Annotated in this window: 32 protein-coding genes; 9 read left to right on the plus strand and 23 right to left on the minus strand. The window is 31.6% G+C overall.

Features of this window, described 5'->3' with window-relative positions:
* Positions 1-157: 157 nt before the first annotated feature.
* Positions 158-1,435 carry an isocitrate lyase gene (gene aceA / locus ABXT53_RS04710; RefSeq protein WP_415289947.1) on the minus strand — a complete coding sequence of 426 codons (1,278 nt, stop codon included), beginning with the start codon at positions 1,433-1,435 and terminating at the stop codon, positions 158-160.
* Between the two features lie 65 nt (positions 1,436-1,500).
* Positions 1,501-1,668, minus strand: a complete 168-nt coding sequence (locus tag ABXT53_RS04715) for a hypothetical protein (RefSeq protein ID WP_415289949.1) — start codon at positions 1,666-1,668, stop codon at positions 1,501-1,503.
* Between the two features lie 111 nt (positions 1,669-1,779).
* Between ABXT53_RS04715 and ABXT53_RS04720 the strand changes: the two genes are divergently transcribed.
* Positions 1,780-3,213, plus strand: a complete 1,434-nt coding sequence (locus ABXT53_RS04720; RefSeq protein ID WP_415289950.1) for a helix-turn-helix domain-containing protein — start codon at positions 1,780-1,782, stop codon at positions 3,211-3,213.
* Here ABXT53_RS04720 and ABXT53_RS04725 read toward each other — a convergent pair whose 3' ends face one another.
* Genes ABXT53_RS04725 through folE form a run of 3 tightly spaced genes read right to left on the minus strand, consistent with a single transcriptional unit; the run spans position 3,214 to position 5,736 of the window.
* Positions 3,214-4,104, minus strand: coding sequence for a LysR family transcriptional regulator (locus ABXT53_RS04725; RefSeq protein ID WP_415289952.1), 891 nt, complete (start codon positions 4,102-4,104; stop codon positions 3,214-3,216).
* Positions 4,105-5,106, minus strand: a complete 1,002-nt coding sequence (locus ABXT53_RS04730; RefSeq protein ID WP_415289954.1) for an MDR family oxidoreductase — start codon at positions 5,104-5,106, stop codon at positions 4,105-4,107.
* A 21-nt stretch (positions 5,107-5,127) separates the two neighbouring features.
* Positions 5,128-5,736, minus strand: a complete 609-nt coding sequence (gene folE / locus ABXT53_RS04735) for a GTP cyclohydrolase I FolE (RefSeq protein ID WP_415277842.1) — start codon at positions 5,734-5,736, stop codon at positions 5,128-5,130.
* A gap of 77 nt (positions 5,737-5,813) precedes the next feature.
* Here folE and hisI point away from each other — a divergent pair, with 77 nt between their 5' ends.
* From hisI to ABXT53_RS04750, 3 genes are all read left to right on the plus strand, one after another.
* Positions 5,814-6,281 (plus strand): phosphoribosyl-AMP cyclohydrolase, encoded by a 468-nt coding sequence (hisI, locus tag ABXT53_RS04740; protein ID WP_415289956.1) that lies wholly within the window; start codon positions 5,814-5,816, stop codon positions 6,279-6,281.
* Complete coding sequence (locus tag ABXT53_RS04745; RefSeq protein WP_415289957.1) at positions 6,282-6,656, plus strand: DUF2237 family protein; 375 nt, start codon at positions 6,282-6,284, stop codon at positions 6,654-6,656. It begins immediately after the preceding gene.
* 61 nt (positions 6,657-6,717) lie between these two features.
* Positions 6,718-7,569 carry a bile acid:sodium symporter family protein gene (locus ABXT53_RS04750; protein WP_415289959.1) on the plus strand — a complete coding sequence of 284 codons (852 nt, stop codon included), beginning with the start codon at positions 6,718-6,720 and terminating at the stop codon, positions 7,567-7,569.
* 3 nt (positions 7,570-7,572) lie between these two features.
* Here the strand turns inward: ABXT53_RS04750 and ABXT53_RS04755 are convergent, their stop codons facing one another.
* Positions 7,573-8,550, minus strand: a complete 978-nt coding sequence (locus ABXT53_RS04755; RefSeq protein ID WP_415289961.1) for a hypothetical protein — start codon at positions 8,548-8,550, stop codon at positions 7,573-7,575.
* 108 nt (positions 8,551-8,658) lie between these two features.
* On the opposite strand from ABXT53_RS04755, the gene ABXT53_RS04760 reads away from it, so the two are divergent.
* The gene (locus ABXT53_RS04760; protein ID WP_415289963.1) at positions 8,659-8,877 is read left to right on the plus strand and encodes a hypothetical protein; all 219 of its coding nucleotides are present in this window, start codon (positions 8,659-8,661) and stop codon (positions 8,875-8,877) included.
* Between the two features lie 55 nt (positions 8,878-8,932).
* Here ABXT53_RS04760 and ABXT53_RS04765 read toward each other — a convergent pair whose 3' ends face one another.
* The 6 genes from ABXT53_RS04765 to ABXT53_RS04790 are packed head-to-tail and all read right to left on the minus strand — an operon-like array spanning position 8,933 to position 15,784.
* Positions 8,933-10,552: an electron transfer flavoprotein-ubiquinone oxidoreductase gene (locus ABXT53_RS04765; RefSeq protein ID WP_415289964.1), complete on the minus strand. Its 1,620-nt coding sequence runs from the start codon at positions 10,550-10,552 to the stop codon at positions 8,933-8,935.
* A 23-nt stretch (positions 10,553-10,575) separates the two neighbouring features.
* Positions 10,576-11,529, minus strand: coding sequence for an electron transfer flavoprotein subunit alpha/FixB family protein (locus ABXT53_RS04770; protein ID WP_415289966.1), 954 nt, complete (start codon positions 11,527-11,529; stop codon positions 10,576-10,578).
* Positions 11,529-12,278: an electron transfer flavoprotein subunit beta/FixA family protein gene (locus tag ABXT53_RS04775; protein WP_415289968.1), complete on the minus strand. Its 750-nt coding sequence runs from the start codon at positions 12,276-12,278 to the stop codon at positions 11,529-11,531. The genes ABXT53_RS04770 and ABXT53_RS04775 overlap by 1 nt, the downstream gene beginning before the upstream one ends.
* The gene (locus ABXT53_RS04780; protein ID WP_415289970.1) at positions 12,278-14,710 is read right to left on the minus strand and encodes a GcvT family protein; all 2,433 of its coding nucleotides are present in this window, start codon (positions 14,708-14,710) and stop codon (positions 12,278-12,280) included. The genes ABXT53_RS04775 and ABXT53_RS04780 overlap by 1 nt, the downstream gene beginning before the upstream one ends.
* Positions 14,711-14,769: 59 nt before the next feature.
* Entirely contained in the window at positions 14,770-15,273 is a 504-nt protein-coding gene (locus ABXT53_RS04785) for a DUF4864 domain-containing protein (protein WP_415291308.1), read from the minus strand.
* The gene (locus ABXT53_RS04790; RefSeq protein WP_415277852.1) at positions 15,215-15,784 is read right to left on the minus strand and encodes an NAD(P)H-dependent oxidoreductase; all 570 of its coding nucleotides are present in this window, start codon (positions 15,782-15,784) and stop codon (positions 15,215-15,217) included. Before ABXT53_RS04790 ends, ABXT53_RS04785 begins: the two co-directional genes overlap by 59 nt.
* A 34-nt stretch (positions 15,785-15,818) precedes the next feature.
* On the opposite strand from ABXT53_RS04790, the gene ABXT53_RS04795 reads away from it, so the two are divergent.
* Complete coding sequence (locus tag ABXT53_RS04795; protein WP_415289972.1) at positions 15,819-16,016, plus strand: hypothetical protein; 198 nt, start codon at positions 15,819-15,821, stop codon at positions 16,014-16,016.
* Here the strand turns inward: ABXT53_RS04795 and ABXT53_RS04800 are convergent.
* The 7 genes from ABXT53_RS04800 to ABXT53_RS04830 are packed head-to-tail and all read right to left on the minus strand — an operon-like array spanning position 15,974 to position 19,995.
* Complete coding sequence (locus ABXT53_RS04800; RefSeq protein ID WP_415289973.1) at positions 15,974-16,396, minus strand: DUF6691 family protein; 423 nt, start codon at positions 16,394-16,396, stop codon at positions 15,974-15,976. The genes ABXT53_RS04795 and ABXT53_RS04800 overlap by 43 nt on opposite strands.
* Positions 16,393-16,812, minus strand: coding sequence for a YeeE/YedE family protein (locus ABXT53_RS04805; RefSeq protein WP_415289975.1), 420 nt, complete (start codon positions 16,810-16,812; stop codon positions 16,393-16,395). The genes ABXT53_RS04800 and ABXT53_RS04805 overlap by 4 nt, the downstream gene beginning before the upstream one ends.
* Positions 16,813-17,250, minus strand: a complete 438-nt coding sequence (locus ABXT53_RS04810; protein WP_415289976.1) for a CoA-binding protein — start codon at positions 17,248-17,250, stop codon at positions 16,813-16,815.
* Positions 17,250-18,035 carry an enoyl-CoA hydratase gene (locus ABXT53_RS04815; protein WP_415289978.1) on the minus strand — a complete coding sequence of 262 codons (786 nt, stop codon included), beginning with the start codon at positions 18,033-18,035 and terminating at the stop codon, positions 17,250-17,252. Before ABXT53_RS04815 ends, ABXT53_RS04810 begins: the two co-directional genes overlap by 1 nt.
* Positions 18,019-18,393, minus strand: coding sequence for a cytidyltransferase (locus ABXT53_RS04820; protein ID WP_415289979.1), 375 nt, complete (start codon positions 18,391-18,393; stop codon positions 18,019-18,021). Before ABXT53_RS04820 ends, ABXT53_RS04815 begins: the two co-directional genes overlap by 17 nt.
* A complete protein-coding gene (locus tag ABXT53_RS04825; protein ID WP_415289980.1) occupies positions 18,393-18,800 on the minus strand; it encodes an AAA family ATPase in 408 nt (135 codons plus the stop codon). The genes ABXT53_RS04820 and ABXT53_RS04825 overlap by 1 nt, the downstream gene beginning before the upstream one ends.
* A gap of 1 nt (position 18,801) precedes the next feature.
* Positions 18,802-19,995 (minus strand): aromatic ring-hydroxylating oxygenase subunit alpha, encoded by a 1,194-nt coding sequence (locus ABXT53_RS04830; protein ID WP_415289981.1) that lies wholly within the window; start codon positions 19,993-19,995, stop codon positions 18,802-18,804.
* Between the two features lie 101 nt (positions 19,996-20,096).
* Between ABXT53_RS04830 and ABXT53_RS04835 the strand changes: the two genes are divergently transcribed.
* The 3 genes from ABXT53_RS04835 (at position 20,097) to ABXT53_RS04845 (ending at position 22,871) form a co-directional block, all read left to right on the plus strand.
* A complete protein-coding gene (locus ABXT53_RS04835; protein ID WP_415289982.1) occupies positions 20,097-20,825 on the plus strand; it encodes a methylenetetrahydrofolate reductase in 729 nt (242 codons plus the stop codon).
* Positions 20,818-22,176 carry a glycine cleavage T C-terminal barrel domain-containing protein gene (locus ABXT53_RS04840; protein ID WP_415289983.1) on the plus strand — a complete coding sequence of 453 codons (1,359 nt, stop codon included), beginning with the start codon at positions 20,818-20,820 and terminating at the stop codon, positions 22,174-22,176. Before ABXT53_RS04835 ends, ABXT53_RS04840 begins: the two co-directional genes overlap by 8 nt.
* Positions 22,177-22,325: 149 nt before the next feature.
* The gene (locus ABXT53_RS04845; RefSeq protein ID WP_168607360.1) at positions 22,326-22,871 is read left to right on the plus strand and encodes a hypothetical protein; all 546 of its coding nucleotides are present in this window, start codon (positions 22,326-22,328) and stop codon (positions 22,869-22,871) included.
* Here ABXT53_RS04845 and ABXT53_RS04850 read toward each other — a convergent pair.
* From ABXT53_RS04850 to ABXT53_RS04865, 4 genes are read right to left on the minus strand one after another with little or no spacing between them, the layout of a single operon-like run.
* Entirely contained in the window at positions 22,868-23,035 is a 168-nt protein-coding gene (locus ABXT53_RS04850) for a hypothetical protein (RefSeq protein ID WP_415289985.1), read from the minus strand. The genes ABXT53_RS04845 and ABXT53_RS04850 overlap by 4 nt on opposite strands.
* Positions 23,028-23,639: a DUF3726 domain-containing protein gene (locus tag ABXT53_RS04855; RefSeq protein WP_415289986.1), complete on the minus strand. Its 612-nt coding sequence runs from the start codon at positions 23,637-23,639 to the stop codon at positions 23,028-23,030. Before ABXT53_RS04855 ends, ABXT53_RS04850 begins: the two co-directional genes overlap by 8 nt.
* 5 nt (positions 23,640-23,644) lie before the next feature.
* Positions 23,645-25,297 carry a hypothetical protein gene (locus ABXT53_RS04860; RefSeq protein WP_415289987.1) on the minus strand — a complete coding sequence of 551 codons (1,653 nt, stop codon included), beginning with the start codon at positions 25,295-25,297 and terminating at the stop codon, positions 23,645-23,647.
* Positions 25,294-26,265 (minus strand): membrane dipeptidase, encoded by a 972-nt coding sequence (locus tag ABXT53_RS04865; protein WP_415289988.1) that lies wholly within the window; start codon positions 26,263-26,265, stop codon positions 25,294-25,296. The genes ABXT53_RS04860 and ABXT53_RS04865 overlap by 4 nt, the downstream gene beginning before the upstream one ends.
* Between the last annotated feature and the right edge of the window lie 70 nt (positions 26,266-26,335).

The raw sequence follows: 26,335 nt of genomic DNA on the forward strand, positions 1-26,335 counted from the left end.
CCAACGCCAAATAGAATTACCAAATCTTTTATCACTATTATTGTAATAGATAATCCAAGCAACAATATATCGATGAGAAATATAGAAAATGATTAAAAGTATTCCACTTAAGATCATCTAAATATTAGAACATATTTAAAGTTTAAGTAAAGACTAATTAAAACTGTTCAGATTCTGTAGAGCCTGCCATAGCAGTTGTAGAACTTTTTCCACTACTTATAGTGTTTGAAACTGCATCAAAATAAGATGTTCCAACTTCTCTTTGGTGTTTAACACTTGTGTAACCATCCTTCTCTCTAGCAAACTCGAGCTCTTGGATTTTAGAATAAGCAGTCATACCTTCTGTTTTATATTTTTCCGCAAGTTCGAAAATTGCAATATTTTGAGTATGAAATCCAGCAAGGGTAATAAATTGAAACTTATAACCCATCTCACTAATCTTTTGTTGGAATGTTGCAATCTCTGCATCTGATAAATGCTTCTTCCAATTGAACGAGGGAGAGCAGTTGTAAGCTAATAATTTACCAGGAAACTTTTCATGGATTGCATCTGCAAACTTTTTTGCTTCCTCAAGATTTGGTGTTGCTGTCTCACACCAGATTAAATCTGAATAAGGTGCGTATGCTAAACCTCTTGAGATAGCCTGCTCAATTCCATGCTTAACATAATAAAAACCCTCAGGTGATCTTTCGCCAGTTAAAAATGGTTTGTCATTTTCATCAAAATCATTTGTAATTAATTTTGCAGCATTAGCATCCGTTCTTGCTAAAATTATTAATGGAACATCTGCAATATCTGCCGCAAGTCTTGCAGCTTTTAAATTTTTAATCATAGTGCCAGTTGGAACTAAAACTTTTCCACCCATGTGGCCACATTTTTTTTCACTAGCTAATTGATCTTCAAAATGAACTCCAGCTGCTCCTGCTTTAATAAATTTTTTTGTTAATTCAAAAACATTTAATGGTCCACCAAAACCTGCTTCTCCGTCTGCAATGATAGGTAACATATAGTCTGTTCTATCTTTTGATTGCATATCCCCATCTTGTAATTCCATATGCTGAATTTGATCTGCTCTTATTAAAGCATTGTTCATTGACTCAACTAATTTTGGAGCACTATCATAAGGGTATAAAGATTGATCGGGGTACATTTCACCAGCAGTGTTTGCATCAGCTGCTACTTGCCATCCACTTAAATAAATTGCTTTTAATCCCGCTTTAGCATGTTGAATAGCGTGATTTCCAGAGAGTGAACCCAATGTATTAATATAATTTTCTGAATTTAACAGATCCCATAATTTTTTAGATTGATGCTTACACATCGAATATTCAATTTTAATAGAACCTCTTAATCGTTCTACTTCTTCTGAAGTATAGTCTTTTTTGATTCCTAAAAATCTTTTTAAATCGTATGAAACTTTAGCTTCTGAGCTCATAGGTAGGTCTTTCTAGATTATGTATTAAGAAAATTAAATCGTGTATAAATTAACGGTAAGCGGACTTATTTTTTTTCACTAAATTCTTGAGTGAATTCATTCATCCCACTAGAACCCCAATCACAATGATCATCTCTTAGGTAAATACCTGATTGACTAAATTGATTCTGATTGTTGTTATCGTTAATTTCTCTTTGATTTTCTTGGTTTTTATTTATATTTTTATCGTTCATGTAAACTTTATAATTTACTAAATTTACAAAATCTAACTAAATCGTTAAAAACATTGTAAAACATAGAAACTTATTGTAAATTTAAATTTACAAAATTTACAAATAGAGCTTATGAGTCAAATTGATTTAAAAATTGGTCCAAAAATAAAGGCTTTTAGAAGACAGTTAGGACTGCAAGCTAACAAACTTTCAGAAGATTTGGGTATTTCTCCAAGCTATTTAAACTTAATTGAAAGTGGAAAAAGAAAAATAGATGGAGATTTATTACTGAAGGTTTGTGAAAAATTAAATATTCAACTCTCAGACTTAACATCAAAATCGGATGTTAACTTAGAAAATACTATTTCAGAAATTCTAGATGATAAATTATTTGAAGACCTGGATATTCTTGGTCCTGAAGTTAAAGACCTTGTAGGAACAAACCCAAAAATAGGTAGAGCCCTTGTTAGATTAGGAGATATTCTTAAAAAGAAAGATCACGAACTAATTAATAAAATAGAAAAAATATCAGGTAAGATAGTTGATAATAGAAAAAACTCTTTTCCAGGAGAGGTAATATCTGACTTCCTTCAAGAACATAAAAACTATTTTCCAAAATTAGAAGAGTTTGCAAATAAAGTTTTTGATAAAATTCAAAAAAATAACAGAACTCGATATATTGCTTTATGTGAATATTTAAATAAAGAATATTCAATTATAGTTAAAGATATTTTACCAGAAGAAGGAAAGCCATTTTCTAAAATCTATAATAAAAATAAAAAAGAACTTCTATTAAGTGATTATAGTTCATTAGAAACAAAAAAACTTCATGCAGCAGCTCAGATTGCACAAGAAGGTGCAATGAAAGATATTGATAATTATCTATCTAAATTTTCTTTTCCTTCAGAAGAGTCTGAAAAGTTAACTAAGGTTGCTTTATTAAATTATTGTGGTGCAGCAATTTTAATGCCCTACAAACCTTTTCATGCTGAATGTAAAAAATTAAAATATGATTTAGAGCTATTACAAAATACATTTGCGACTTCTTTTGAGCAAGTTGCTCACCGTGTAACATGCTTACAAGATCCAAAATTACCTGGAATTCCTTTTCACATGCTAAGAGTTGATATGGCAGGAAATATTTCAAAAAGATTTTCATTATCAGGAATTGATATACCAAGATATGGTGGTGCATGTCCTAGATGGAATGTTTATTCAGCATTCACCCGACCTGGTGTAATTCAAGCAGCTGTTAGTAAAATGACCAATGGTGAAAAATATGTTTGTATTGCAAGAACAGTTGAAAAAGGTGTAGGACGTTTTGGTCAGTCAAAAAGTATATTATCAATTGGTCTTGGTTGTGATGCAAAATACGCAAAAGATTTTGTGTACACTGAAAACATTAATGTTAGTGACAAAACAACTGAAATACCTATCGGTGTATCTTGCAGAACTTGTGATAGATTGGATTGTCCACAAAGAGCTTTTCCACCTTTACATAAAAAATTTGATGTAGATATTAATTCTAGAGGTGTTTCAGTTTATGTTAATGATAATTCTAATTAACTAAGACTTCCAATCACCAATTTTACTGAATAAAAAGTTCCTAAAAGCAGTAATTCTTGCAGTATTCTTAAGTGATTGAGGGTAGACAAAGTGAGCCTCTGTTATGGGCCCTTCTGAATTAGGAAGTACTTTTATTACATTGTTTGAATTTGAAACTAAATATTCAGGAAGCGCTGCTAGACCTACACCAGCTTCAACGGCTAAAAGTAAACCCATAACACTATTAACTTTCATTACTGGTTTTCTTTTTTTAGAATCTTTAATTCCAAGTTTTAAAGCCCAATCTGGATCATAGACTGGAGATGGTGCCCCTTTACCAAAAGAAATAAATTTATGTTTATTTAGGTCTGAGATTGTTTTGGGCATTCCATATTTTTCTAAATATTTATTAGATCCATAAATATAATACTTAATATCTACTAATTTTTTTTGGATATAATTAAGCTGCTTAGGTCTTCTCATGAAAATACCTATATCTGCTTGTCTAGTACTTAAGTCTAATTCCTTATCATCAAAAATTAATTCAATTTCAATTTCTGGATTTAAAGTCATAAACTCTTGAATACGAGGTGTTAGCCAGTGAGTACCAAAACTTCTAACAGTTGTAATTGTTAGTTTACCAGTTGGTTTATTTTTTTGATCTCCCAGTGTCGACTCAACTTCTTTTAATTTACTAATTACATCGTGAGCTGTCTTAAATAAATATTCACCATTTTCAGTTAAAGTAAGACCTCTTGCGTGTCTCTCGAAGAGTTGTACTTTAAGATCCAGTTCTAATGATTGAATTTGTCTGCTTATTGCAGACTGACTTAAGTTTAGGTTTATTGTTGCGTTAGTAAAACTACCTGCTTCTGCAACTGCGTGGAATATTTTTAATTTATCCCAATCCATCTATTTATTTAAATCTACCAAGACTCTTCCTGAAATTTCACCCTTTAAAATTTTTGGATATGTTTCTAACAATTCATCTAAACTTACAGTTAAGATTGATTTTTCAAGAACTTCAAAATCAACAAGCTTTGCTGCTTCTGCCCAAATAAATTCTCTTCTTTTAATACTACAATTTGCTGAGTCCATTCCCCAAACTTTAATTCCCCTAAGCATGAATGGTAATAAATTTGTATTTAGTTCATTACTATTTGCATTACCACAAACAGCTACAATTCCATTTGATCTAGTTTGAGCTATTGCATTAGCTAAAATTTTACCCCCCACTGTATCAACAACACCATCCCACAATCCTTTATCAATAGGTCTTGGATCTTTGTCAAAATCAGCTCTATTAACAACATTTTTTGCTCCTAGCGATTTTAAATAATCTGTTTTAGAATCTTTTCCTGTAACAGCTGTTACATTGTATCCTAATTTAGTAAGAGCCATTACCGCTACACTTCCCACCCCACCAGTAGCTCCAGTAACCAATACATCATTTACTTTATCGCCTAATAAAATTTCTTCTCTAGCTTGAATAGCAAAAGCACTCATTAAAGATGTAAAGCCAGCTGTTCCTAACATCATAGCCTGTTTGCTAGTTAGATTTGAAGGTCTCTTAACTAAAAAATCGGCATTAACTTTTGCTATCTGAGAGTATCCACCAAAAAAAGCTTCTCCAACTCTCCATCCAGTTAAAATTATTTCATCACCAGTTTTAAATTTTTGATTTTCACTTTCAAGAACAGTACCAGAAAAATCTATGCCTGGAATATGTGGAAATTCTTTAACAAGACGACCACCATTTTTCAAAATCATTCCATCTTTATAGTTTAAGTCGGAATAATCTACTTTTACAGTAACATCACCATGTTTTAAAAATGATTTATCTATTGACTTTACTTCTCGTGTAAAATTTTCACCCTCTTGATTAATAACTAGTGCTTTAAAATTATCTGACATGCTTTTCCCTCCTTAGGAAATTTACTTACTAATAAATCTTAAATATCTATTTTGAATACTAAGGTCTTCTTTAAATTGTCCTAAGAAATAATTTGTAACTGTTGTTGCAGTTTCTTTTTTAATACCTCTCATAGTCATACATTGATGAGTTGAGTCTATTGTGACTGCTACACCTTTTGCATCTAAAGATTCCATTATTGTTTTAGCAATTTGCATTGTAAGTCTTTCTTGGGTTTGTAATCTTTTTGAAAAAACTTCAACAACTCTAGCAAGTTTACTTAGACCCACAACTCTTTCGTTTGGAATGTATGCAACGTGTGCAATTCCAATAATTGGAGCCATATGATGTTCACAATGACTTTGTACAGAAACATTTTTTTGTACAACCATATCATCATAACCTTCGACATCCCCAAAAGTCTTATCTAAAATTTTATTAGGGTCTTCTGAGTATCCATTAAAATATTCTTTATATGCTTTAACAACTCTCTTAGGAGTTTCTAATAATCCTTCTCTGCTAGGGTCTTCACCCATCCAAGTTAATATAGTTTTAAAAGCCTCTTCAGCTTCTTTATCAGAAACTTTTTTGGTATCTAAAATCTTACTATCTGTCTCTTCAACTAATTTCATAAGGCAAGTTTATACAGTAAATCGTTGTTTTTAAAATATTTAATATATTGTTCAATATGCTACATAATCACCTAGATATGTTTAAAAAAAGAGAAAATATAGTAGAAATTGAAGAGGGAAAACTCCTTTCACCAAAATTTGATAATGATGGCTTAATTCCAGTCATCACTATGTGCTCAAAAACTAAAGATGTTTTGATGCATGGATACATGAATGTTGAGGCTTTTAAAAAAACTATTGAAACTAAAGAAGCTCATTACTTTAGTAGATCTAGACAGCAAATTTGGCACAAAGGTAAAACTAGTGGCTTTACTCAAAAAGTAACTGAAATTAGAATTGATGATGATCAAGACTCAGTCTGGTTAACTGTAGATATTGGTGATGGTTCAAGCTGTCATGTTGGTTATCGATCATGTTTTTATAGATCAATTCCATTGGGCCCAATTGAAAATGGTAGAGAAATTGAAATGAAATTTGAAGAAAAAGAAAAATCTTTTGATCCTGAAGTTGTCTACAAAGGTCAACCCAATCCAACAAAAATTTAAATGAGCGACAAACAAAAAAATGTTCTTGGTGAAGATCTAGAAGAATGTTCGAACGATCCTTTAACAGGATGGCATAGAGATGGCTGTTGTAGCACTGATGAAAATGATCACGGTGTTCACACCGTTTGTGCAAAAGTTACAACAGAATTTTTAGAATGGTGTAAAGAAGCTGGCAACGATTTAACAACTCCTCATCCTGAATTTGGATTTCCAGGTCTTAAAGCTGGAGATGGTTGGTGTGTTTGTGCTAGTTGGTATGCAAGAGCTGCAGATGCTGGCAAACCTTGTCCTGTTTATTTAAAAAGAACACATGAAAAAACTTTAAAGCTTGTTTCAATGGAGGTTTTAAAGAAAAATGCTATTGATTTATCTTAGTTAATCCTAAGATTGAAATCATTTTCTTGTAAAACTCAAAATGAACTAATAAGTTTTTAAAATGGAAATTGCAACAAAGATAGCTCCATTAGGTTTAGCTTTAATAATGTTGGGGCTTGGATTGAGTTTGACTATTCAAGATTTCATAAGAGTAGTTAAAATTCCAAAAGATTTTTTAGTCGGTTTTATTTCTCAGTTAGTTTTGCTACCAATCGTTGCTTTGTCTATAGCATTACTATTAAATCTGTCAGCAGAACTTGCTGTTGGATTAATGTTGATTGCATGTGCGCCTGGTGGCGTTACATCAAATGTAATTACTAAATTTGCTGATGGTGACGTTGCACTTTCAATATCACTAACTGCAGTTGTTAGTTTGATTAGTATTATTTCTGTTCCATTTATAATGTTTGCGTCGATTAATTTTTTTGAAATTAGCGTTATTAAAGAAATATCAATGACTGGTATTGCTTTTAAAATGTTTCTTGTTGTTACAGTTCCAGTAATAATTGGAATGATAATTAAACACTTTGCTAAAAATTTTGTTGATAATCAAGCTTCGATAATTCAAAAAATTTCAGTAATGTTATTTGTGTTGGTGTTTGCTGCTATTTATATAGAAGAGTGGAATAATATCATTTCTTACATTGTGAATGCAGGTTTGGCTGTTTTAATCTTAAACTTAACAATGATGATTTTAGGATTTTATATTGCAAAATACTTTGCATCCGGAGTTGCACAACAAAGATGTATTTCAATAGAGTGTGGACTTCAAAATGGAACTTTAGCACTTTTTGTTGGAACACAGATATTTGGAGAAAGTATAACTACTTTCATTGTACCAACAGCTGCTTATGCTTTGATAATGATGATAACTTCGATAATTTTTATATTTATTGTTAAAAAAAATACTTAGATTTTAATTATTTTTTTCTATTAAACTCAAATTATAAATGCGTTCAGAAAAATTAGATAGATTAATAAATGTTGTTTTTTGTATTGCAATTATTTTTTTTTGGTGAACTGTTCTATTAGTTGAATAATGTTTTTTACTATCTATTACTAAAAATTTTTCTTCAACCAATTTATTTAATTTTCTAATAACTGTAGCTCTTGGTATGCCCGTAATATCTGAAATTGACATTGCATTAATGCCTGAAAATTCTTGTTTATTACCAAAAAAATACTTGTCTAAATATAATTCTTTGCTCATCTGACTATTATCATTTCTTTTTGCATTTAATACATGATTAGTTAAGCAAGTGCCGTAAACATGAAAGGTTTCTAAATCACCATGGATTTTTTTAAATGTTAATAGCATTGGCAATTGCATATCGTAGTAAAGTTTCCAAACGAATGAAAAATTTTTTTTAACTACTCTTATTAAATCCTCTGAGCTAATTGGTTCTATCATTAATCCCTCATTAACTATCATTTTTGACAGAGTAGATAAAAAAAATGACATATTTTTCATTGTTACTTCAGGTTTTATATTTGGCCAAGTACTTCTATCAATTATAATTTTTTTATTTATTTTTTTAATTGCTCTTAATTCTTCTAATTCATTAATTTTTCTTCTAGCTGTCTCTTTTGGTATGTTAAGTGCATTAGATATTTCCATTATATTAAGTGTTTCTACTTCAACTTCATTTTGACTAAAAAACTCATCATAATTTAATTTCACAAAATTTTTTGAATAATAATCAAATGTTTTAGTCATTAAATACATGACAATCATAAATTTTTCATAATCATAAAAAGTTCTATAAAGATTGTTCGTCCATTCCATTTGTATTGGCAACCAAATAGGCTGAATGGTAGTGAAATATTTATTTATTGTATTAAGAATATCCTTACTAAGAATTTGATTTGATACTTTGGGTAAGGTTATAGACATATAATTTTCTATGATCATAACCCAAAATGAACATCAAAGTAAACAACTTAGCCCATAATGAACTATTCTTTAATTGTTTAATCTACTTCACAATGATTAGTTACATGCATGAGTGCAGAAAAAATAATTAATACACGGGTTGATAACCTTTCTTCTCTAGCGACCCCTGAAAAGAGTGAGGAAGTTTCATCATCAGGTCGTGTTGATATAAATATTCTCTTAAATAGAGCTAGAAAAGTTAAAGAAAAAGAAACTCTAACAAACCTAGTTTTTTTAGGACTAACACTCTCTCTTATTTTCGTTCTTGGATTAATTTTATCTTTTTAAAAAAGATATTTTTCGTTGTGTTCTTCCAAGATCATAAGGAAGAGCACAACGAAAATTACATATTTCCGTACTTAGGTCCGCCACTTCCTTCAGGGGTAACCCAGGTAATATTTTGAGAAGGTTCTTTAATATCACAAGTTTTACAATGAATACAATTTTGTGAATTAATTATAAATTTATTAACACCATTTTCATTTTGAACTTCATAAACACCTGCAGGACAATATCTTTGTGCTGGTTCATCAAATTTTTCTAAAGTGTAATTTATAGGTAAGTTTGGATCTTTTAACTGTAAGTGCACAGGCTGATTATCAGTATGATTGGTTCCTGTTAAATAAACAGAACTTGTTTTATCAAATGTAATCACATTATCTGGTTTAGGGTAATCAATTTTTGGCATTTCATTTGCTGGTTTTAGTGTTTCGTGGTCAGCATGTTTATGTCTTAAGGTAAAAGGTAATTTTCCTCTAAATAATATTTGATCAATTCCGGTAAATATTATTCCAAGAATTAAACCCCAGCTAAAACTAGGCTTAACATTTCTGGCAGTATGTAGTTCTTCATAAACCCAACTTTTTTTAAATTTATCTTCATAAATTGATAAATCTTGCTTTTCTTTTAAATGTTTATTAATAGTTTCAGCAGCAATCATTCCACTTTTCATTGCAGTGTGTGATCCTTTGATCTTAGGCATATTTAAAGTTCCCGCATCACAACCGATTAACAAAGCACCTGGCATAAACATTTTTGGTAAACTTTGAAGTCCACCTTCAATTAAAGCACGTGCGCCATATGAAATACGTTTTCCACCTTCAATTATTTTTTTAATTGCAGGATGAGTTTTAAATCTTTGAAATTCATCAAACGGTGAAAGGTGTGGGTTTTTATAATCAAGACCAATTACATAACCTAAAAAAACTTGTTTGTTTTCTGCGTGATAGATAAAGCTTCCGCCATAAGTATTGTTATCTAGTGGCCAACCTGCAGTATGCATTACCATTCCCTCTTCATGATTTTGTTCACTGATTTCCCAAATTTCTTTAAACCCAATTCCATATTGCTGAGGATCTTTACCTTCTGATAAATTGTATTTTTCAATTAATTGTTTTCCAAGATGCCCTCTACATCCTTCTGCAAAAACAGTAACTTTTCCTAAAAGCTCTATACCTGGTTCAAAGCCATCTTTTTTATTTCCATTTTTATCAACTCCCATGTCTTGAGTTGCAACTCCCTTAACTGATCCATCATCATTGTATAAAATTTCACTTGCAGGAAAACCTGGAAATATTTCTACACCTAAAGCTTCTGCTTGTTCTGCAAGCCATCTACATAGGTTTGCTAAACTGATTATGTAATTATTATGATTTTGTTGAACTGATGGAAGTAGCCATGTCGGCCAGCTTAATGATTTTGATTTTCCTAAAAATAAGAATTTTTCTTTTGAAACTTTAGTTTTTATAGGTGAATTAAGTTCTTTCCAGTTTGGTAATAACTCATCTAAAGCTCTAGTTTCAAAAACATTACCACTTAGAATATGTGCACCAATCTCTGAAGCTTTTTCAAGTAAACACACATTTAATTCTGGATCTAATTGTTTGAGTTTAATTGCCGTAGATAGTCCTGAAGGACCACCCCCAACGATTACCACATCATAATCCATTGCTTCTCTAGGCATATCTTGAATTTTTACAGTACTGATTATTTTTGTATACTATTTAATTTATTCAATTCTTCTAAGAATTGAGGTAACGCCTCAAATAAGTCTGCTTCAAGTCCATAATCTGCGACACTAAATATTGGTGCTTCACCATCTTTATTTATAGCAACAATAATTTTACTTTCTTTCATTCCAGCTAAATGCTGAATTGCTCCAGAAATTCCAACTGCAATATATAAATCAGGTACAACAACTTTACCAGTTTGACCAACTTGATGTTCATTGCTTATGTATCCTGCATCAACTGCTGCACGTGATGCTCCAATTGCTGCATTTAATTTATCCGCAATATCAGTTATTAATTTAAAATTTTCTCCATTTTGCATTCCTCTTCCACCAGAAACTACAACTCTAGCAGTTCCAAGCTCAGGTCTGTCTGACTTAACCTCTTCTCTTTTAATAAATTTTGATAACGTAAACTCTTCAGTAGCTTCAATTTTTTCTATTGGAGCAGAGCCACCAGAAGTTTCACAAGGTTCAAAAGATGTTGGTCTAATTGTTATACATTTTTTTGCATCAGTACTTTTTACTGTAGCAAATGCATTACCCGCATAAATAGGTCTTATGAATGTATCAGCTGATATCACTTTAGTAATATCACTTACTTGAGATATATCTAAGTTTGCTGCTATTCTTGGCATCAAATTTTTACCAAATGTATTTGCAGAACTTACAATATGAGAATAATTTTCTGAAACTTTTACAACTAGTGGTGCAAAGTTTTCTGCTAAATAGTTTTCATAGTGAGGAGCTTCAGCATGTAATACTTTTTTAACAGCTGGCATTTCAGATAATAATTTAGCAACATCTCCACAATTATTTCCAATTAATAGGACATGTACATCTCCATCCATTTGAGATGCTGCAGTAATTGCGTTTAATGTAAAAGGTCTTACTTCTTTATTATTATGCTCTGCTATTAATAAAACTGACATTATATTACCTTTGCCTCATTTTTAAGTTTGCTAACTAACTCGGCAACACTTGCAACTTTAATTCCTGCTTTTCTTTTTGGTGGTTCTTCTACTTTAATTTGTTGAACCCTAGGTGTGGTATCAACTCCTAAGTCAGCAGCTGTTAAAATTTCCAAATGTTTCTTTTTAGATTTCATAATATTTGGTAGTGAAGCATAACGAGGCTCATTTAATCTTAAATCACATGTCACTATAGCTGGTAGATTAACTTCAATTGTTTCTAATCCTTCATCAATTTCTCTAGTTACCTCTAAAGTTCTGTCTTTTATTTCAATTTTTGATGCAAATGTTGCTTGAGGCCAATTCAATAAAGCACTTAACATTTGACCTGTTTGATTACAGTCATCATCAATTGCTTGTTTACCCATAAAAACTAGATCTGGTTTTTCTTTTTCAACAATTTTTTGCAGCACTTTTGCTACAGCTAATGGCTCAACAATTCCTTCAGTTTTGATTAAAATTCCTCTATCAGCACCAACTGCCAAGGCTTTTCTAACAGTTTCTTGTGATTTTTCCTCACCCACTGTAATTGCAATAATTTCTGTCGCCTTACCTGCTTCTTTAATTTTTACAGCTTCTTCAATCGCATTATCATCGGGTGGATTGCTAGACATTTTAACATTATCAGTAACAACACCAGTTCCATCCTCTTTAACCCTGACTTGAACGTTGTAATCAATTACTCTTTTAACAGCGACTAATATTTTCATTATGCTCTCAATAAATTATTTTCTGGATCGTATGGACTCTCGTCCAAAATAGTAGCATCGTACATTTTTCCTAAAATATCAATTTTCAATTTTTGACCAGTTGTCGCAACATTAGGGTTCACCATTCCTAGTGCAATCGATTTACCTAGTCTAAATCCAAAATCTCCTCCTGTTGCACGTCCAACAACTTTGTCATTTTCATAAATTGGATTATTTCCTAGAACATCCGCATCTTCGACATTGTGAATTTCCATAGTAACCAGTTTATTTTTAAAACCTTTTTCTCTCCATTTATTCAGCGCTTCTAAACCAATAAAGTTTCCTTTATTAGGATGTATAAATCTATCTAGTCCAGATTCGTAAGGTGAATATTCAATTGATAATTCTGTCCCAACAAGTTTATAAGATTTTTCAAGTCTTAAACTATTCATCGCTCTAATCCCATAAGGCTTAATACCTAAATTTTTGCCAGCTTCCATTAATTTATCAAATATATGGTTTTGGTATTCAATTGGATGATGAAGCTCCCACCCTAATTCACCAACAAAGTTTACTCTCATAGCATTCACTGGTGCATTTCCAACATTCACATTTTTAGCACTTAACCATTTAAAGTTTTCACCAGAAAAATCATCACTGGAAACTCTTGTCATTAATTCTCTAGCCTTTGGACCAGACACAACAAGTACACCCATACTATTAGTTAGATTTTCAAATTGAACTGTCCCATCATTTGGCATCCATTTTTGAATCCAATCATGGTCTAATCTTTGGTTTGCTCCTGCGGAAACTAAATAGAAACTATCTGGAGCTTCTCTCATTATTGTAAATTCAGAATGTACTCCTCCTTTAGTATTAAGGGCATGACATAAACCAATTCTTCCTATTTTTTTTGGAAGTTTGTTTGCTACTAAATAATCTAAAAACTCTTCAGCCCCAGAACCTTTAATTCTACATTTTGCAAATGCAGTCATGTCTAAAAGACCCACATTTTCTTTTACATTTTTACATTCTTTTTTTATTGCCTCAAACCACTTGGATCTTCTAAAAGACCAATCATCTTTTTGTTCCATTCCATCTACTGCAAAGAAATTTGGTCTCTCCCAACCAAATTTTTGTCCAAATACTGCACCTAATGCTTTCATTCTGTCATAACAAGGTGATGTTCTTAATTCTCTAGCAGCGCCTCTTTCTTCATCTGGGTAATGAACTTTAAATACATGGTTATAAGCTTCTTCGTTTTTTTCTTTTAAGTAAGATTTTGTTGCATAATCACCAAATCTTCTTGGGTCAACGCCAAGCATATCAACTGTTGGTTCTCCATCTACAATCCATTCAGCAAGTTGCCATCCTGCACCACCTGCTGCAGTAATACCAAAACTATGTCCTTCATTAATCCAGAAATTTTTAAGTCCCCACGCCGGTCCTACAATTGGGTTTCCATCAGGTGTGTAACAAATTGCTCCGTTATAAACTTTTTTTACACCAACTTCTCCAAAGGCTGGAACTCGATGAATCGCACCTTCTATATGTGGAGCAAGTCTATCTAAATCTTCTTGAAATAATTCATACTCAGAATCTTTTGATGGTCCATCAACATAACAAGCTGGAGCACCATCCTCATAGGGTCCTAATATTAAACCACCTGCTTCTTCTCTCATGTACCATCTACTATCACTATCTCTTAAAACTCCCATCTCTGGTAAGCCTTCTTTTTTTCTTTTTAAAATATCTGGGTGTGCTTCTGTTACAATATATTGATGCTCAACAGGTATGGCAGGAATATCTAAACCAACCATTTTTCCAGTTTGTCTTGCAAAATTTCCTGAACAAGAAATTACATGTTCACATTCAATAGCTCCTTTGTCAGTTTCAACAGTCCATCCATCTTTAGTTTGTTTAATTCCAACTACAGACGTGTTTCTATAAATCTCTGCACCCATATTTCTTGCACCCGTAGCCATTGCTTGAGTTAAGTCTGCAGGTTGAATATATCCATCCTCCGGGTGTTGGATTGCTCCAAGCAAATCATCTGTACGACATAAAGGCCAAATTTCTTTTACCTGATCTGGAGTTAAAAATTTTACATCAACACCTATAGTTTGTGCCACTCCTGCATATTGATGATATTCATCCATCCTATCTTTAGTGCTTGCTAAACGAATATTTGAGACAACACTGAAGCCAACATTTTGTCCTGTCTCTTCTTCTAATTTTTTATAAAGATCAACTGCATACTTATGAAGCTGTCCAACTGAATAACTCATATTAAATAGTGGAAGCAGACCTGCTGCGTGCCAAGTTGATCCTGAAGTTAATTCTTTTCTCTCGACAAGAACAACATCTGACAAACCTTTTTTTGCCAGGTGATAAAGAGCACTAACTCCAACTACGCCACCACCAACTACAACAACTTTAGCTTTAGATTTCATTAATCCGATTCCTACTATTTTTTTATTATTAACGAAACAAAATTCGTTTAGTTATTAGCTTAAACTGAAGATCCAAGAGGCATTGGTGCAGATACCATTGTAGTCAGCCAGCAGTCCTTAAGGGGACCATTTTTTGTATATTTTTCAACTGACCAGTTGAATTTATAATAGACCTTATCTCTATCAAGAACTGTTACTTCAAAAAGAGCAGTTAAATCAGTAGATTTTATCTTAACAACCTTATGGTCCAAGTGATTAAGAAGCATCACATAAGATTTTCCTTTTATCATCACTTTAAATCGATCTAAAGGACCTGTATTTTTTTGATTATTTGGGTGTGCAAATTCCCAAGTCTGCTCAATTCCATTATCTTTTTTTGGATTATCATTCTGTTTTAAACTTCTTAATTGGATTTTGACAACTTGATAAGGTTCAATCCCATTATTAGGCTTAACTAATTCAGCAAATGATGGAGATGTAAAAAATAAAGTAATTAAAATTAATTTATATATTTTGTGCAGTTGTTCTGACGTCTTCCAAAAATTGTTCTCTTTTTTTATCACTGACAAACGGTACAGCAAAGTATCTTCTATAAACAATATTATAAATGCCACACATGTGAAATACCCCTCTTTTTAATCTTCTTATAGGTAAGTTTAAGAAGAAGGTTGTAATAGCGAGCCTTGGAGACCCATAAGTACAAAAAATTATAGCTTTTTTATCTTTTAAATTTCCCATTGGATAACCATAGTTTCCAACTAGTTTTTTAAATGTAAATGCCCATGGTGGTGACAAAACTTTATCTATCCATCCCTCCACAATTGCTGGCATTCTAAAGTTCCAAATAGGTGCAATTAGAACGATTGTATCACACTTCTCAATTCGTCTACGATGATCTAAAACATCTTCACCAGCTTGTTCACCTGCAAAAACAGGGTTAAATTTTTCCTTATATAGGTCTACACAATCAACTGAATGACCGTTTGCTTCAACCGTTTTTATAAAAGTATCTCTAATAGCAGCATTAAAAGATTTTTCGTTATAATGACCATATAAAAGAAATATTTTTTTCATTTGTGTATTTTTAAACTAGTTCTATAAGAAAGCCATGAAAAATTTTTATGTAATTGAAGGTGAGCATACCAACCCTAATGAATTTGAAACAATACTAAAGAATACTGAAAAAAAACATGGTCCTTTTGAAGAGCAAGAAGCTACCCAAATTGCCAAAGGGTTAATTCAAAAAAATATAGATGATTTTTATCATCGAGCATGGGTAGTCGGTTCTGCCAATTTAGCTAAATAAAACCCAGCAAACATTGCAACTACAAAGACAGCTGAATTAATATTTAATAAAGCTAAAGATGCTATCGCAGGCCCAGGACATAAGCCTGCCAAACCCCAACCTGCTCCAAAAAGTGAAGAGCCAATAATTAACTTTTTATTTATCTCTTTATTAGTTGTGTAATTAAAGCTTTTAGCAAAAATAGGTTTTTTATTATTTTTAAATAAGTGAAAAAATGGAGAAGATATAATTAGGGCTCCGATCATCACAAATGCTAAAGATGGGTCCCAATCTCCAAAAATATTTAAGAAACCTAAAACTTTAGCAGGATCAATCATTTCTGAAACAGTAAGACCAATTCCAAATATTATCCCACAAACTAAAGATATAATTTTACTCATACTAAGTTTTTTACCAAAACAGTTAAAATTCCAACAATCATGAAGGTTATTGTTGCAATAATTGACCTTATAGAAAATCTGCCCATTCCACTAATTCCATGACCACTAGTACACCCCCCACCAATTCTCGTGCCAACACCTACCATTAAACCAGCTATAGATACTAAAAAAAATGAATTTGAAATTGAAATATTAATTTCTTGAGATGTAAAAAATTTATATAAAATAGGGCCAATTATTAACCCCACTATAAATAAAAAATTATCAAATCTATTACTTTTAGAAGTTAAAAAATTACTAGCAATTCCACTTATTCCAATTAATCGACCGTTAAAGACAAAGAATAGAACTACAGCCAAACCAATTAATGCACCCCCTAGAAACGCAGGCAAGGGAGTAAAATTTATTATATTCATTTAATTTTGTAAGACAGGAAAAGCTGGATTTATATTTAAAAAAAGCTTTTGATATTCCATTTTAGTGCATCTATTTTCTATGTATTCAATATTCTTACTTTCTACTAACTTTTTTGCTTCTAAACTTCTTATTCCTAGTTGTAGCCAAAGAACTTTAGCATCAATTTTAATACCACCCTCCGCAAACTTAAGTGCTTCTGCTGAAGGTCTAAACACATCCACAATATCTATTGGTATTTTGATATCTTCAAGTTTTTCATAAACTTCTTCTCCTAATATCTTTTGTCCTTTTGCACTTGGATTAACTGGAATAACTTTAAAGCCATACTTCTGCATATATTTCATAACAATAGTTGAAGGTTTTTTGTCGTCCTTACTAACACCCACCATTGCAATTGTTTTATATTTTGAAAGAATTTCTTTTATTTTGTCGTTCACTACTTATGTTTCCACTTAGGTTTTCTTTTTTCTAAAAATGCAGATATTCCTTCTTTAGCATCCATAGCCATCATATTTTTAGTCATCATTTTACTCGTATATGCATAAGCTTTTCTTAATGGCATTTCTAATTGATTATAAAAAGTTTGTTTGCCAATTTTAATTGTAAAACTTGATTTTGAAGCAATAGTTTTAGCAACTTTTAATACTTCATTGTTTAATTTTAATTTAGAAAAATGATTATTAATTAATCCAATTTCTTTTGCATAATTTGCTTTAATGGGTTCGCCAGTTAACAGCATCTGCATCATTCTTTTTCTATTAACTTTTCTGCTAACAGCTACCATTGGTGTGCTACAAAATAAGCCTATATTTACTCCTGGTGTTGCAAATATTGCATCACTAGCACTGTAAGCAAGATCACAACTTGCAACTAGTTGACATCCCGCAGCAAATGCTGCCCCATGAACTTTTGCAATAACTGGTTTTTTTCCTTCAACTATTTGAAGCATTAATTTTGAGCAAAGATTAAAAAGTTTTTGATATTTTTCTCTTTTTTTTAATCCACTTACTTCTTTTAAATTATGACCCGCACTAAAACCTTTTCCAGACCCTTCAATAATTATTACCTTAATATTTTTATCTTCATCTAATTTTTTAAAAGCTTTAATTAGATCTTCTAAATTTTTAAATGAAAGTGCGTTATATGTTTTTGGCTCATTGATGATGATTGAAGCAATACCTTTATTTAAAAGTTTAACTTTAATATTACTTAAGTTTGCCATCTTCTCTCATTTTAGCTCTAATTTTTGTTGCAGAGATTTGTTGAATTTCCTCTGACAAAACAACTTCTTCTATTTTGTAACCAACCCCTCTTCCGTAACAAATATTAGTAATATTAGGAACCATCATTACTTTAAATCTGCCTTCAAATTCTGGGTTTAACTTTTCTTCAATATTTTTTTTAACCGTGTCAAAATCAAATGGATTATCATCAACACCTTGAACGTCTCTAATTTGAATACATACTTGACCTGTTTTTTTAATAATTTCCTGAAATAAAGCATAGTGACCATCATGAAATGGCTGCCATCTGCCAAGCATTTGTGCTGTTGGTTTTTTATTATCCCATTCATAAGCCATTATTTTATCTCCTTTAGTATTATTGGTGCCCAATGTTTAGCATCTTGAGTTGTAACCTGACAGTCAAATTTTTCAGGTTTAACAAACATCTTGTTAGTATCATCAAAACGTCCCTCTTTTATTGTATTAACCCAAACCATATAATCTGCAGGAAATAAACTTCTTGCTTCAGGTGTTGGGCAAACAAAATCAGCAATAACATAATTTCCATCATCTTTTAATTTTTTAGCAAAATTTGCCATTCTTTTGGCTTGTCTTATTCTGCCTTCTTCTGAAAAATCCCAATCATTAGCTTCTTTTCTAACTTCATCAGCATTAAGTCTTTTAGCATTTATCGATGGAGCAATTTCATTTGCTAGAGTTGTTTTGCCAGCTCCTGGAAGACCCATAATTAATATTATTTTCATTTTAAATTAAGTTTGTTGCAATCCATTTATGAAATTCATGTGTAGGGTTATCCATTATTGGTGAAAAATTTCCACCATTATATGCTGGTGAATTTCTACCTTCTTGCATACCTTCAATAGCTTTTATATCTTCTGACATAACTTCTTTCCAAAATTCTGCATTTTTTTTTCTCATCTCAGTAAACTCAGTTCCATTCGCACTATCATCACCTACATAATACATCATTAAATGTTCTTTAGTTTCACTAATAGACTTAGGTTCTAACCAAAAAACATAAAAATGATCTATATGAAGACCAATCATTACGTTTGGAAATAAAGCAATATACTCAGCTTTTTTAGACAGTTCTGTTGGCCAATTTGGAAAATTATTAAAAGTTTGATTTCCTTTAACAGGTTGGTCGTATTTATTTGTACCTTGGCCAGCAAATCTATTTGGTAAACCTTGAATATGGTAATGGTCGCTAATATTTGAAACTTTATTTAATTCTGCATGTATCCATGGCAAATGATAACTTTCACAGTAATTTTCTATTGCAAACTTCCAATTACATTTAACATCGAGAATGAAATACCCATGATCCTTTGAGTGTTTAAGTAATTTTTGATCTTCCTTGGATATGAATTTTGACCATCTTTCTTCAAGTGGCTTGATATACTCATCAAACTCTAATTCATTACCATTTATATTGATAAATATTATGTCCATCCAAACTTTGGTTCTAACTTCTTTTAGGTTACTTTTTGATTTATCGAATTTATCTGTTTCATGAACATTCAGGCCTCCAATATGAGGTGTCGCAACCAACTTTCCATCAAAATCGTAGGACCATGAATGATATAGACATCTTAAGACATTTTTCAAAGCACAAGGCTCATCTAAAAGTTTGAAGCCTCTATGGCTACAGACATTATGAAATACTCTTATTTTTTTCTCTTTGTCTCTTAGAATAATAAGAGGGATGCCCAGTAAAGTATAAGGTTGAGCGTCTCCTACATTTGGCACAGAACTTCCAACCCCAATTACTGTCCATTTATCCTTGAAAATCCTCTCTCTTTCAATTCTTAGATAGTCAGAGCTGGTGTAGCACTCGTTTGGCAATCCATGAGCTTTCTCGATGGGGTTCCCAACCACTTTAATTTTCTCTAAATCTAAGATCTTTGAAAGTTCAAGATTTTTAGGATCTTTAGACATTAAAAAAAATTATCACCAGCACAATTTTTGGCAACAAATATTTTTGTCCACAGGATGAATTTCTTTGACAGCATTTACAAAAAAGATAATCATCAGGAAAAATGAATTTTTCACTTGAGGTTGGACCTCAAACAGATCTTGATACATTGCCTCCCGTTAAGGATGTTTATGTAACTATGCTTCCAGGAGGAGACTATAAAGAGACAGCTAACCAATCAGCTGAGTTAGTTAAAAAGGGATTTAATCCAGTTCCACATTTTCCAGCAAGATCAATTACGGATGATGCTCAACTTAAAGATTACATTGCAAGATGTAAAGATGTGGGTGCTAAACAAGCTTTGGTAATTGGCGGAAGTAGAGAGCCAGTTGGAAAGTTTGATAGTTCAATTCAAATTTTAGAGACAGGATTTTTTGATGGAATTAAAATAGGAATAGCAGGACATCCAGAAGGAAGTCAGGATATTTCTGATAAAGAATTAGAAAAAGCTATGATAGATAAAAAACCTTACGCCGACTATATAGTGACCCAGTGGTTATTAGAGAGTCAACCTATTGTAGATTTTATTTCTAAGCAGTCAGTGCCAGTGCATGTAGGAATTACTGGGCCAATGAAAATAACTAGCTTGATTAAATTTGCTAATATTGTCGGGGCGAAAAATTCTATAAATTTTCTTAAGTCTAATTTTAGTAAGGCATTAGATTTATTGAAACCTAAAGACCCTAATGAATTAATTGGGAAAGTGAAAGAGTTTACTGGCAACTTCCACATTTATACATTCGGCGGCTTGAAGGAAACTAACAAGTGGTTGAAGGAGAACGGTTATGTCTAATGAATTTGACTATACTAAACTAAATCATGTGACTTCAGTTGATCAATCTGATCGTGAAGTACCATATAACTTAAGACAGAGTGGGCCTACAAAAGTTGAAATGTTAATTTCAACAAGAGTAAGAAAATCTCCATACTGGCATCTATCAATGGAAGCTGGTTGTTGGAGAGCAACTGTTTACAATCGTATTTATCACCCAAGAGGTTATGTAAAACCTGAAGATGGTGGAGCTATGGTTGAATATGAAGCAATTAAAAATCACGTTACGATGTGGAACGTTGCTGTTGAAAGACAAATTAGAGTTAAAGGTCCTGATGCAGAAAAGTTTACTGACTACGTTATAACTAGAGATGCAACTAAAATCTCACCCATGAGAGCAAGATATGTAATTCTATGTAATGCTTATGGTGGTGTTTTAAATGATCCTATTCTTCTTAGAATTTCAAAAGATGAATTTTGGTTCTCTTTATCAGACTCTGATATTGGAATGTATCTTCAAGGTGTTAACGCTGATGGAAGATTTGATTGTACAGTTGAAGAAATTGACGTTTGCCCGGTGCAAATTCAAGGTCCTAAATCAAAAGCTTTAATGAAAGACCTTTGTGGAGATCAAGTTGATTTTGACAATATGCCTTTCTACGGTTTAGCTGAAGTTAAAGTTGGCGGCAGGAGTTGTGTGATTTCACAATCTGGTTTCTCAGGTGAAGCTGGATATGAAATCTACTTAAGAGAAGCAACTAAATATGCTGATGATATGTGGAATGCTGTTCTTGCTGCAGGTAAAAAACATAGCCTAATGGTTATCGCTCCTGCTCACCACAGAAGAATTCAAGCTGGAATTCTTTCTTGGGGACAAGACATGGATCAACAACACAATCCTTTCCAGTGTAACCTTGGTTACCAAGTGTCACTATCTGGTAAAGGTGAGTGGGATAAAAAAGCTGACTATGTTGGTAAAGCTGCACTAGAGAAAATGGGCGCAGAGCTTAAGGATGGAAAAAAACCTTACAAACTTCAGTTAGTAGGTCTTGAGTTGGGTGGAAAACCAATTGAAGAATATGCTCCTGACTTTTGGTTAGTGTCACCTGAGAGTGGTGGAGATCCTGTAGGATTTATTACATCACCTTGGTATCACCCTGAAAAAGGTCAAAATATAGCAATGGGATACATACCATTTGATGGAACATTAAATGGTAATGGTTTCCCTAAAGGAAAAGCTGGAACTAAGTACAAAGTTCACTTACCTGCTAAATATTCTGACACACCAGGAACACCTGTTGATGCTGTAGTGGTGGATATGCCATTTACAGAATCTTATAACGCAAACACAAGAGAAGTCGTTAAAGGTTAAATTAATTATTTGGGGGAGGTTAATTCTCCCCCACTAATAATGACAAAATCATTCCTAATCGTAATTTGCATAATAATAGTAATTGCTTTAATACTCTTTCCACTATTTGTTTCTTATAAAGCACAGAAGAATAATAAAAAAAATAAATAATGTTTGGTCAATTTTTAAATATAATTGTTCGGTCTATTAAATTAGATAAAACTCTCTACAAAGATAATAAGAACTTTGGTGAGGCTGCAATATATTTTGCAGGTCTTATCATGATACTAGATGGCTTAGCAGGAGCTGTTGCTGCAAATACTGTTATTAAAACTGCTGTTGCAATGTCTGGCTTAACTGCCATTCTTACTTGGTTTGTGTGGGGACTATTTATTTATGTGATCGGTGTAAAATTATTTCCAGATAAAGAAACTAAAGTTCCATTTAAAAAAGTATTAACAGCCGTAGGGTTTGCTCATGCACCAGGGCTTTTAAGATTTTTTGCTGTAACACCAGATTTAATGATCCCAATAATATTTCTAACTCAGTTTTGGATATTTGCAGGATTAATCATTTCAACAAAACAAGTCTTAAATCTAAAGTCTAATTTTAAATCATTTGGAATAGTCTTTTTAGCTTTTTTAATAATTGCTTTTCTTTCAATATCTTTTGTAATGAGTAAAATGAATGCTCTGCCTATTAGTAATATTAGTTAAATCGGAAATATAGTTTTTGAAAGTTTACAAGAATTACAGGTTTTAAATCCTGTTAAAATTAAATTTTGAGAAACACTTGGGTCTTCTTTTTTACACTCTTCACAAAAATCATCTAATTGAAGAACTTCTTCATCATTAGTTTGATCATCAAAGTCTTTAGTCATTATCAGTAAGACCAGCGCCTGCTCCACCTTGTTTTAGGCTTTCATTTTCTTCAACAAAAGTTTCTTCTGAAAGTTTATAGAGCTCATTCCATTCTTTCTCTTCAAACGAGTCTCTATTTTCTAAAACTTTTAAGTAAATATTTTCAGCAGATTCGATAATTTCGTTTTTAGTATAATTAGAATAGATATTATTATTAAAGTTTAATAAAAACTCCCTTTCATCCATTTTTAAGAGTATTCTTTTACCAATCACTTCTGCCGCCCTACTTACAAATGGTAAGAAAAGTAATGGATATGAGACTTTTTTAAATGTTATCTCGTTTAAAGTTTCTAAAGTTTTAATCTGATCTAAAAAATTTACCCCTGCAATTATTGGACAATATTCATTTTTATTAGCCTCATTGTCTTGCTTTATGATACTGATATTCTCTAACCTTAATTCTTTCTTTTTCTTAAAAAAACTATTTAAGTTTTTAATTCCAGGTAGGCTAAAAATTTCAAGTAGTCTTATATTTTTTCCAATCTCTTCAGCTATACCCCATGAATATCCAGCAGCCTTGCTCGATCTTTTAGAAACTGTATCTATTTCACTTAATGATCTCATGTTGATTAATTATAAACCCAATGTTCATCATAGTTTTTTAATTGTTCTGGTAAGGGTGCTCCTTGAAACATACATATTCTTAACCATTTATCAGAACGTGGATCAAATTTTAATGCTCCAAAAAATGATAACTTTAATCTCAGCATATCAATAGGCATTATTTTTTGGCCAATTGTATTATCTTGTATTTCAGAATAAGGGAATTTCTCTACTATAAATGCCCTTCTAACAACGTGTCTTAATTCATTATTAGTTGATAAAAATTTAGCAATGGTCCAACTATTTTTAGTTACCAATAACAATTCATAAAGTTTTTTAATGTCTCTTGCAATTGCTAAGGGTTGCTCTAACTCAGCGCCCACTTCATCAAATCTATTTGCTAGTCTTGGCTCTTCTTTATTTTTTGAAATAAACCAAAAATTTAAATTATTTTCATCTTTAGTAAAATCTATAGTTAAAATATCTGGATATTTTTTTTCTAAAATCTGCTTTAAGTCTTCTACTGTTCGCTCTGTTGGAATATTAAAATATTTTTCTTCTTCAGAACTCATTTCTTTTATTAACGGAGATGTTATATCGTCATAAGGTTCCATCATCATTGAGACAACATATTCAATACATTCTTCACAATATTCTTTTTCTAAATAAAGATATAATTCATTAAAAGCATAATTTTGTTCAAAACTAAAATCATTATCTAAGTATAGAATAAATTTGTTAAGATCTTTTAATAAAGATCTAATCTTGTTTATTTGATATTTGCTTTCAGTATTCCAAGAAGTGATATTCTTTATTGATTTTTTTAAACATTCTAAAAATAAGTTTTTGTCTTTCTCTGATATTGTTTTTATTTCTCTTATCTTTTTTAAAGAAATCTCTCTTGCAGAAATCCAATTATTTAAAAGTGTTGGATGGTTAACAATAAATGGAGCCATTCCTAGACCTGTAGAATTTCCTATTCCTAAACTTTTACAAATATTTATATCAAGACTTACCGCTTTTTTTGGGTTCTTGTTTTTTGCAACGTGATTAACTTGATCAAAAGTAAATTGCCTAACTAAATAAACCAACATCATTTCCAATCTAAAAGGGCCGTATATTTCCTCTCGGTCTTTAATTCTAAATCTATCAGCTAAGCCAAATTTACCTGACCCATAAACTGCAGTTGTTCTATATAAATAACCAACACTAGATAATAAATCATTATCAGGCTGCTTACCTTCGCTTAAACATTCAACCACATGATTGAAAACTCTAACTGATTTATTAGCTCTTGAAAGCGTTAGCTCTTTATAAGAAAGTCTGCCAAACTCTTGTTTTGGTACTTCGTTTTTTAATCTTTCAATATCTTGTTTTTTTGGTACACCATCAAAAAGTGTAAAGGCTGCATCCCATTTAGTAGCTATAACTCTATCTGATCTTTCATTTTCATCCAATTCGTTTGCAAAACAAATTAATGAATACACTCTATTTTTTTTCTTAAATGAATAAACTGCAGTGCCATAACCATGCTCATTTAATTCAAATAAATCTCTTTTATAATCCCAATCCTTAAACTCTTTTAAAAAACTTCTTAAAAATGAAAGTTTAGATTGATGAAAAGAGCCTAATCTTGATAGCTTCATTACTACATTGGGGTCTCTTAATGAGATATTCATTGATTCATTTCTTTGTAAAAATTGTACCAGTTGTTTCCAAGAATTCCATTAACTTCACTTTCTAAAAAACCAACTTTTTTAAGTCCGGTCGCTAAGTTTTCAAACCCTCTTGCATCTAAGAACCAATCAGGTTGTTTTGGAAAACCAGGTTTATTTTTTGACCCTTCTCCATAATTTTTACTTTTAGTCCAAGTACCATTTCTCATCCACTCAACAATAGTATCTGGTTGGTTTAAACAAAGATCTGAACCTATTCCAATTTTTTCAACTCCCATAATCTCAGCTGTCTTAGCAGTCATTTCACAAAAGCTTTCTAAAGAACAATCAGTTCCATCTTTTAAATGATGAGGATATAAAGACAGACCCAACATTCCTTTATGTTTGGATAAAATTTTTAATAGTTCGTTTGATTTGTTTCTCTTAGCTGGATGCCAAAATGATGGGTTTGCGTGAGTTATTGCAATCGGTTTTTCACTTATCTCGATTGCATCAATTGTGCTTTTTTCTGCTGAATGAGACATGTCTATTACAAGACCTAGTCTATTCATCTCTTTAATTACTTCTCTACCAAAATTAGTAACCCCACTATCAATTGCTTCATAACATCCTGTCGCTAGTAAAGACTGATTGTTATACGTAAGCTGCATAAACCTACATCCTAAATCATAAACTTTTTCAACTAATCCAATATCGTCTTCTATAGGTGAGCAATTTTGAAAACCAAAAAAAACTGCAGTTTTATTTTCAGTTTTAGCTTTTTCAATATCTTTAAAACTTTTGCCATGAAAAATTAAGTCAGAATTTTCTGAAAAGTGATTTTCCCAGTTTTTTAATACTGTTTTTAGCTCATCAAAATCTTCGTGGTAAACTATGGTTACATGAATTGCATCCAGTCCTGCTTGTTTATTGATCTGAAAAATTTCTCTAGACCAGTTACAATATTGTAAATTATCAATTTTAAAATTCATTGTGATCTTCTTTGTTTTAAGAATATCAATAAGATAGATAAATTCTATTAATTTTATTGAAATTTTAGGC

The sequence above is a fragment of the Candidatus Pelagibacter sp. Uisw_136 genome (genome assembly GCF_047720275.1).
In the GTDB taxonomy this organism is placed as follows: Bacteria; Pseudomonadota; Alphaproteobacteria; order Pelagibacterales; family Pelagibacteraceae; genus Pelagibacter.

Coding starts and splice junctions, on each gene's coding strand:
- folE (WP_415277842.1), bottom strand. CDS start 5,736: ATGAAATTAGTTGAAGAGACAGATAGTAAGATTTTAGATACCAAAAAA.
- ABXT53_RS04765 (WP_415289964.1), bottom strand. CDS start 10,552: ATGCCTAGAGAAGCAATGGATTATGATGTGGTAATCGTTGGGGGTGGT.
- ABXT53_RS04795 (WP_415289972.1), top strand. CDS start 15,819: ATGAAAAATTTTTATGTAATTGAAGGTGAGCATACCAACCCTAATGAA.
- ABXT53_RS04745 (WP_415289957.1), top strand. CDS start 6,282: ATGAGCGACAAACAAAAAAATGTTCTTGGTGAAGATCTAGAAGAATGT.
- ABXT53_RS04830 (WP_415289981.1), bottom strand. CDS start 19,995: ATGTCTAAAGATCCTAAAAATCTTGAACTTTCAAAGATCTTAGATTTA.
- ABXT53_RS04750 (WP_415289959.1), top strand. CDS start 6,718: ATGGAAATTGCAACAAAGATAGCTCCATTAGGTTTAGCTTTAATAATG.
- ABXT53_RS04840 (WP_415289983.1), top strand. CDS start 20,818: ATGTCTAATGAATTTGACTATACTAAACTAAATCATGTGACTTCAGTT.
- ABXT53_RS04855 (WP_415289986.1), bottom strand. CDS start 23,639: ATGAGATCATTAAGTGAAATAGATACAGTTTCTAAAAGATCGAGCAAG.
- ABXT53_RS04835 (WP_415289982.1), top strand. CDS start 20,097: ATGAATTTTTCACTTGAGGTTGGACCTCAAACAGATCTTGATACATTG.
- ABXT53_RS04860 (WP_415289987.1), bottom strand. CDS start 25,297: ATGAATATCTCATTAAGAGACCCCAATGTAGTAATGAAGCTATCAAGA.
- ABXT53_RS04715 (WP_415289949.1), bottom strand. CDS start 1,668: ATGAACGATAAAAATATAAATAAAAACCAAGAAAATCAAAGAGAAATT.
- ABXT53_RS04775 (WP_415289968.1), bottom strand. CDS start 12,278: ATGAAAATATTAGTCGCTGTTAAAAGAGTAATTGATTACAACGTTCAA.
- ABXT53_RS04755 (WP_415289961.1), bottom strand. CDS start 8,550: ATGTCTATAACCTTACCCAAAGTATCAAATCAAATTCTTAGTAAGGAT.
- aceA (WP_415289947.1), bottom strand. CDS start 1,435: ATGAGCTCAGAAGCTAAAGTTTCATACGATTTAAAAAGATTTTTAGGA.
- ABXT53_RS04850 (WP_415289985.1), bottom strand. CDS start 23,035: ATGACTAAAGACTTTGATGATCAAACTAATGATGAAGAAGTTCTTCAA.
- ABXT53_RS04820 (WP_415289979.1), bottom strand. CDS start 18,393: ATGGCTTATGAATGGGATAATAAAAAACCAACAGCACAAATGCTTGGC.
- ABXT53_RS04790 (WP_415277852.1), bottom strand. CDS start 15,784: ATGAAAAAAATATTTCTTTTATATGGTCATTATAACGAAAAATCTTTT.
- ABXT53_RS04825 (WP_415289980.1), bottom strand. CDS start 18,800: ATGAAAATAATATTAATTATGGGTCTTCCAGGAGCTGGCAAAACAACT.
- ABXT53_RS04845 (WP_168607360.1), top strand. CDS start 22,326: ATGTTTGGTCAATTTTTAAATATAATTGTTCGGTCTATTAAATTAGAT.
- hisI (WP_415289956.1), top strand. CDS start 5,814: ATGTTTAAAAAAAGAGAAAATATAGTAGAAATTGAAGAGGGAAAACTC.
- ABXT53_RS04815 (WP_415289978.1), bottom strand. CDS start 18,035: ATGGCAAACTTAAGTAATATTAAAGTTAAACTTTTAAATAAAGGTATT.
- ABXT53_RS04865 (WP_415289988.1), bottom strand. CDS start 26,265: ATGAATTTTAAAATTGATAATTTACAATATTGTAACTGGTCTAGAGAA.
- ABXT53_RS04725 (WP_415289952.1), bottom strand. CDS start 4,104: ATGGATTGGGATAAATTAAAAATATTCCACGCAGTTGCAGAAGCAGGT.
- ABXT53_RS04760 (WP_415289963.1), top strand. CDS start 8,659: ATGAGTGCAGAAAAAATAATTAATACACGGGTTGATAACCTTTCTTCT.
- ABXT53_RS04805 (WP_415289975.1), bottom strand. CDS start 16,812: ATGAATATAATAAATTTTACTCCCTTGCCTGCGTTTCTAGGGGGTGCA.
- ABXT53_RS04780 (WP_415289970.1), bottom strand. CDS start 14,710: ATGAAATCTAAAGCTAAAGTTGTTGTAGTTGGTGGTGGCGTAGTTGGA.
- ABXT53_RS04730 (WP_415289954.1), bottom strand. CDS start 5,106: ATGTCAGATAATTTTAAAGCACTAGTTATTAATCAAGAGGGTGAAAAT.
- ABXT53_RS04720 (WP_415289950.1), top strand. CDS start 1,780: ATGAGTCAAATTGATTTAAAAATTGGTCCAAAAATAAAGGCTTTTAGA.
- ABXT53_RS04770 (WP_415289966.1), bottom strand. CDS start 11,529: ATGTCAGTTTTATTAATAGCAGAGCATAATAATAAAGAAGTAAGACCT.
- ABXT53_RS04800 (WP_415289973.1), bottom strand. CDS start 16,396: ATGAGTAAAATTATATCTTTAGTTTGTGGGATAATATTTGGAATTGGT.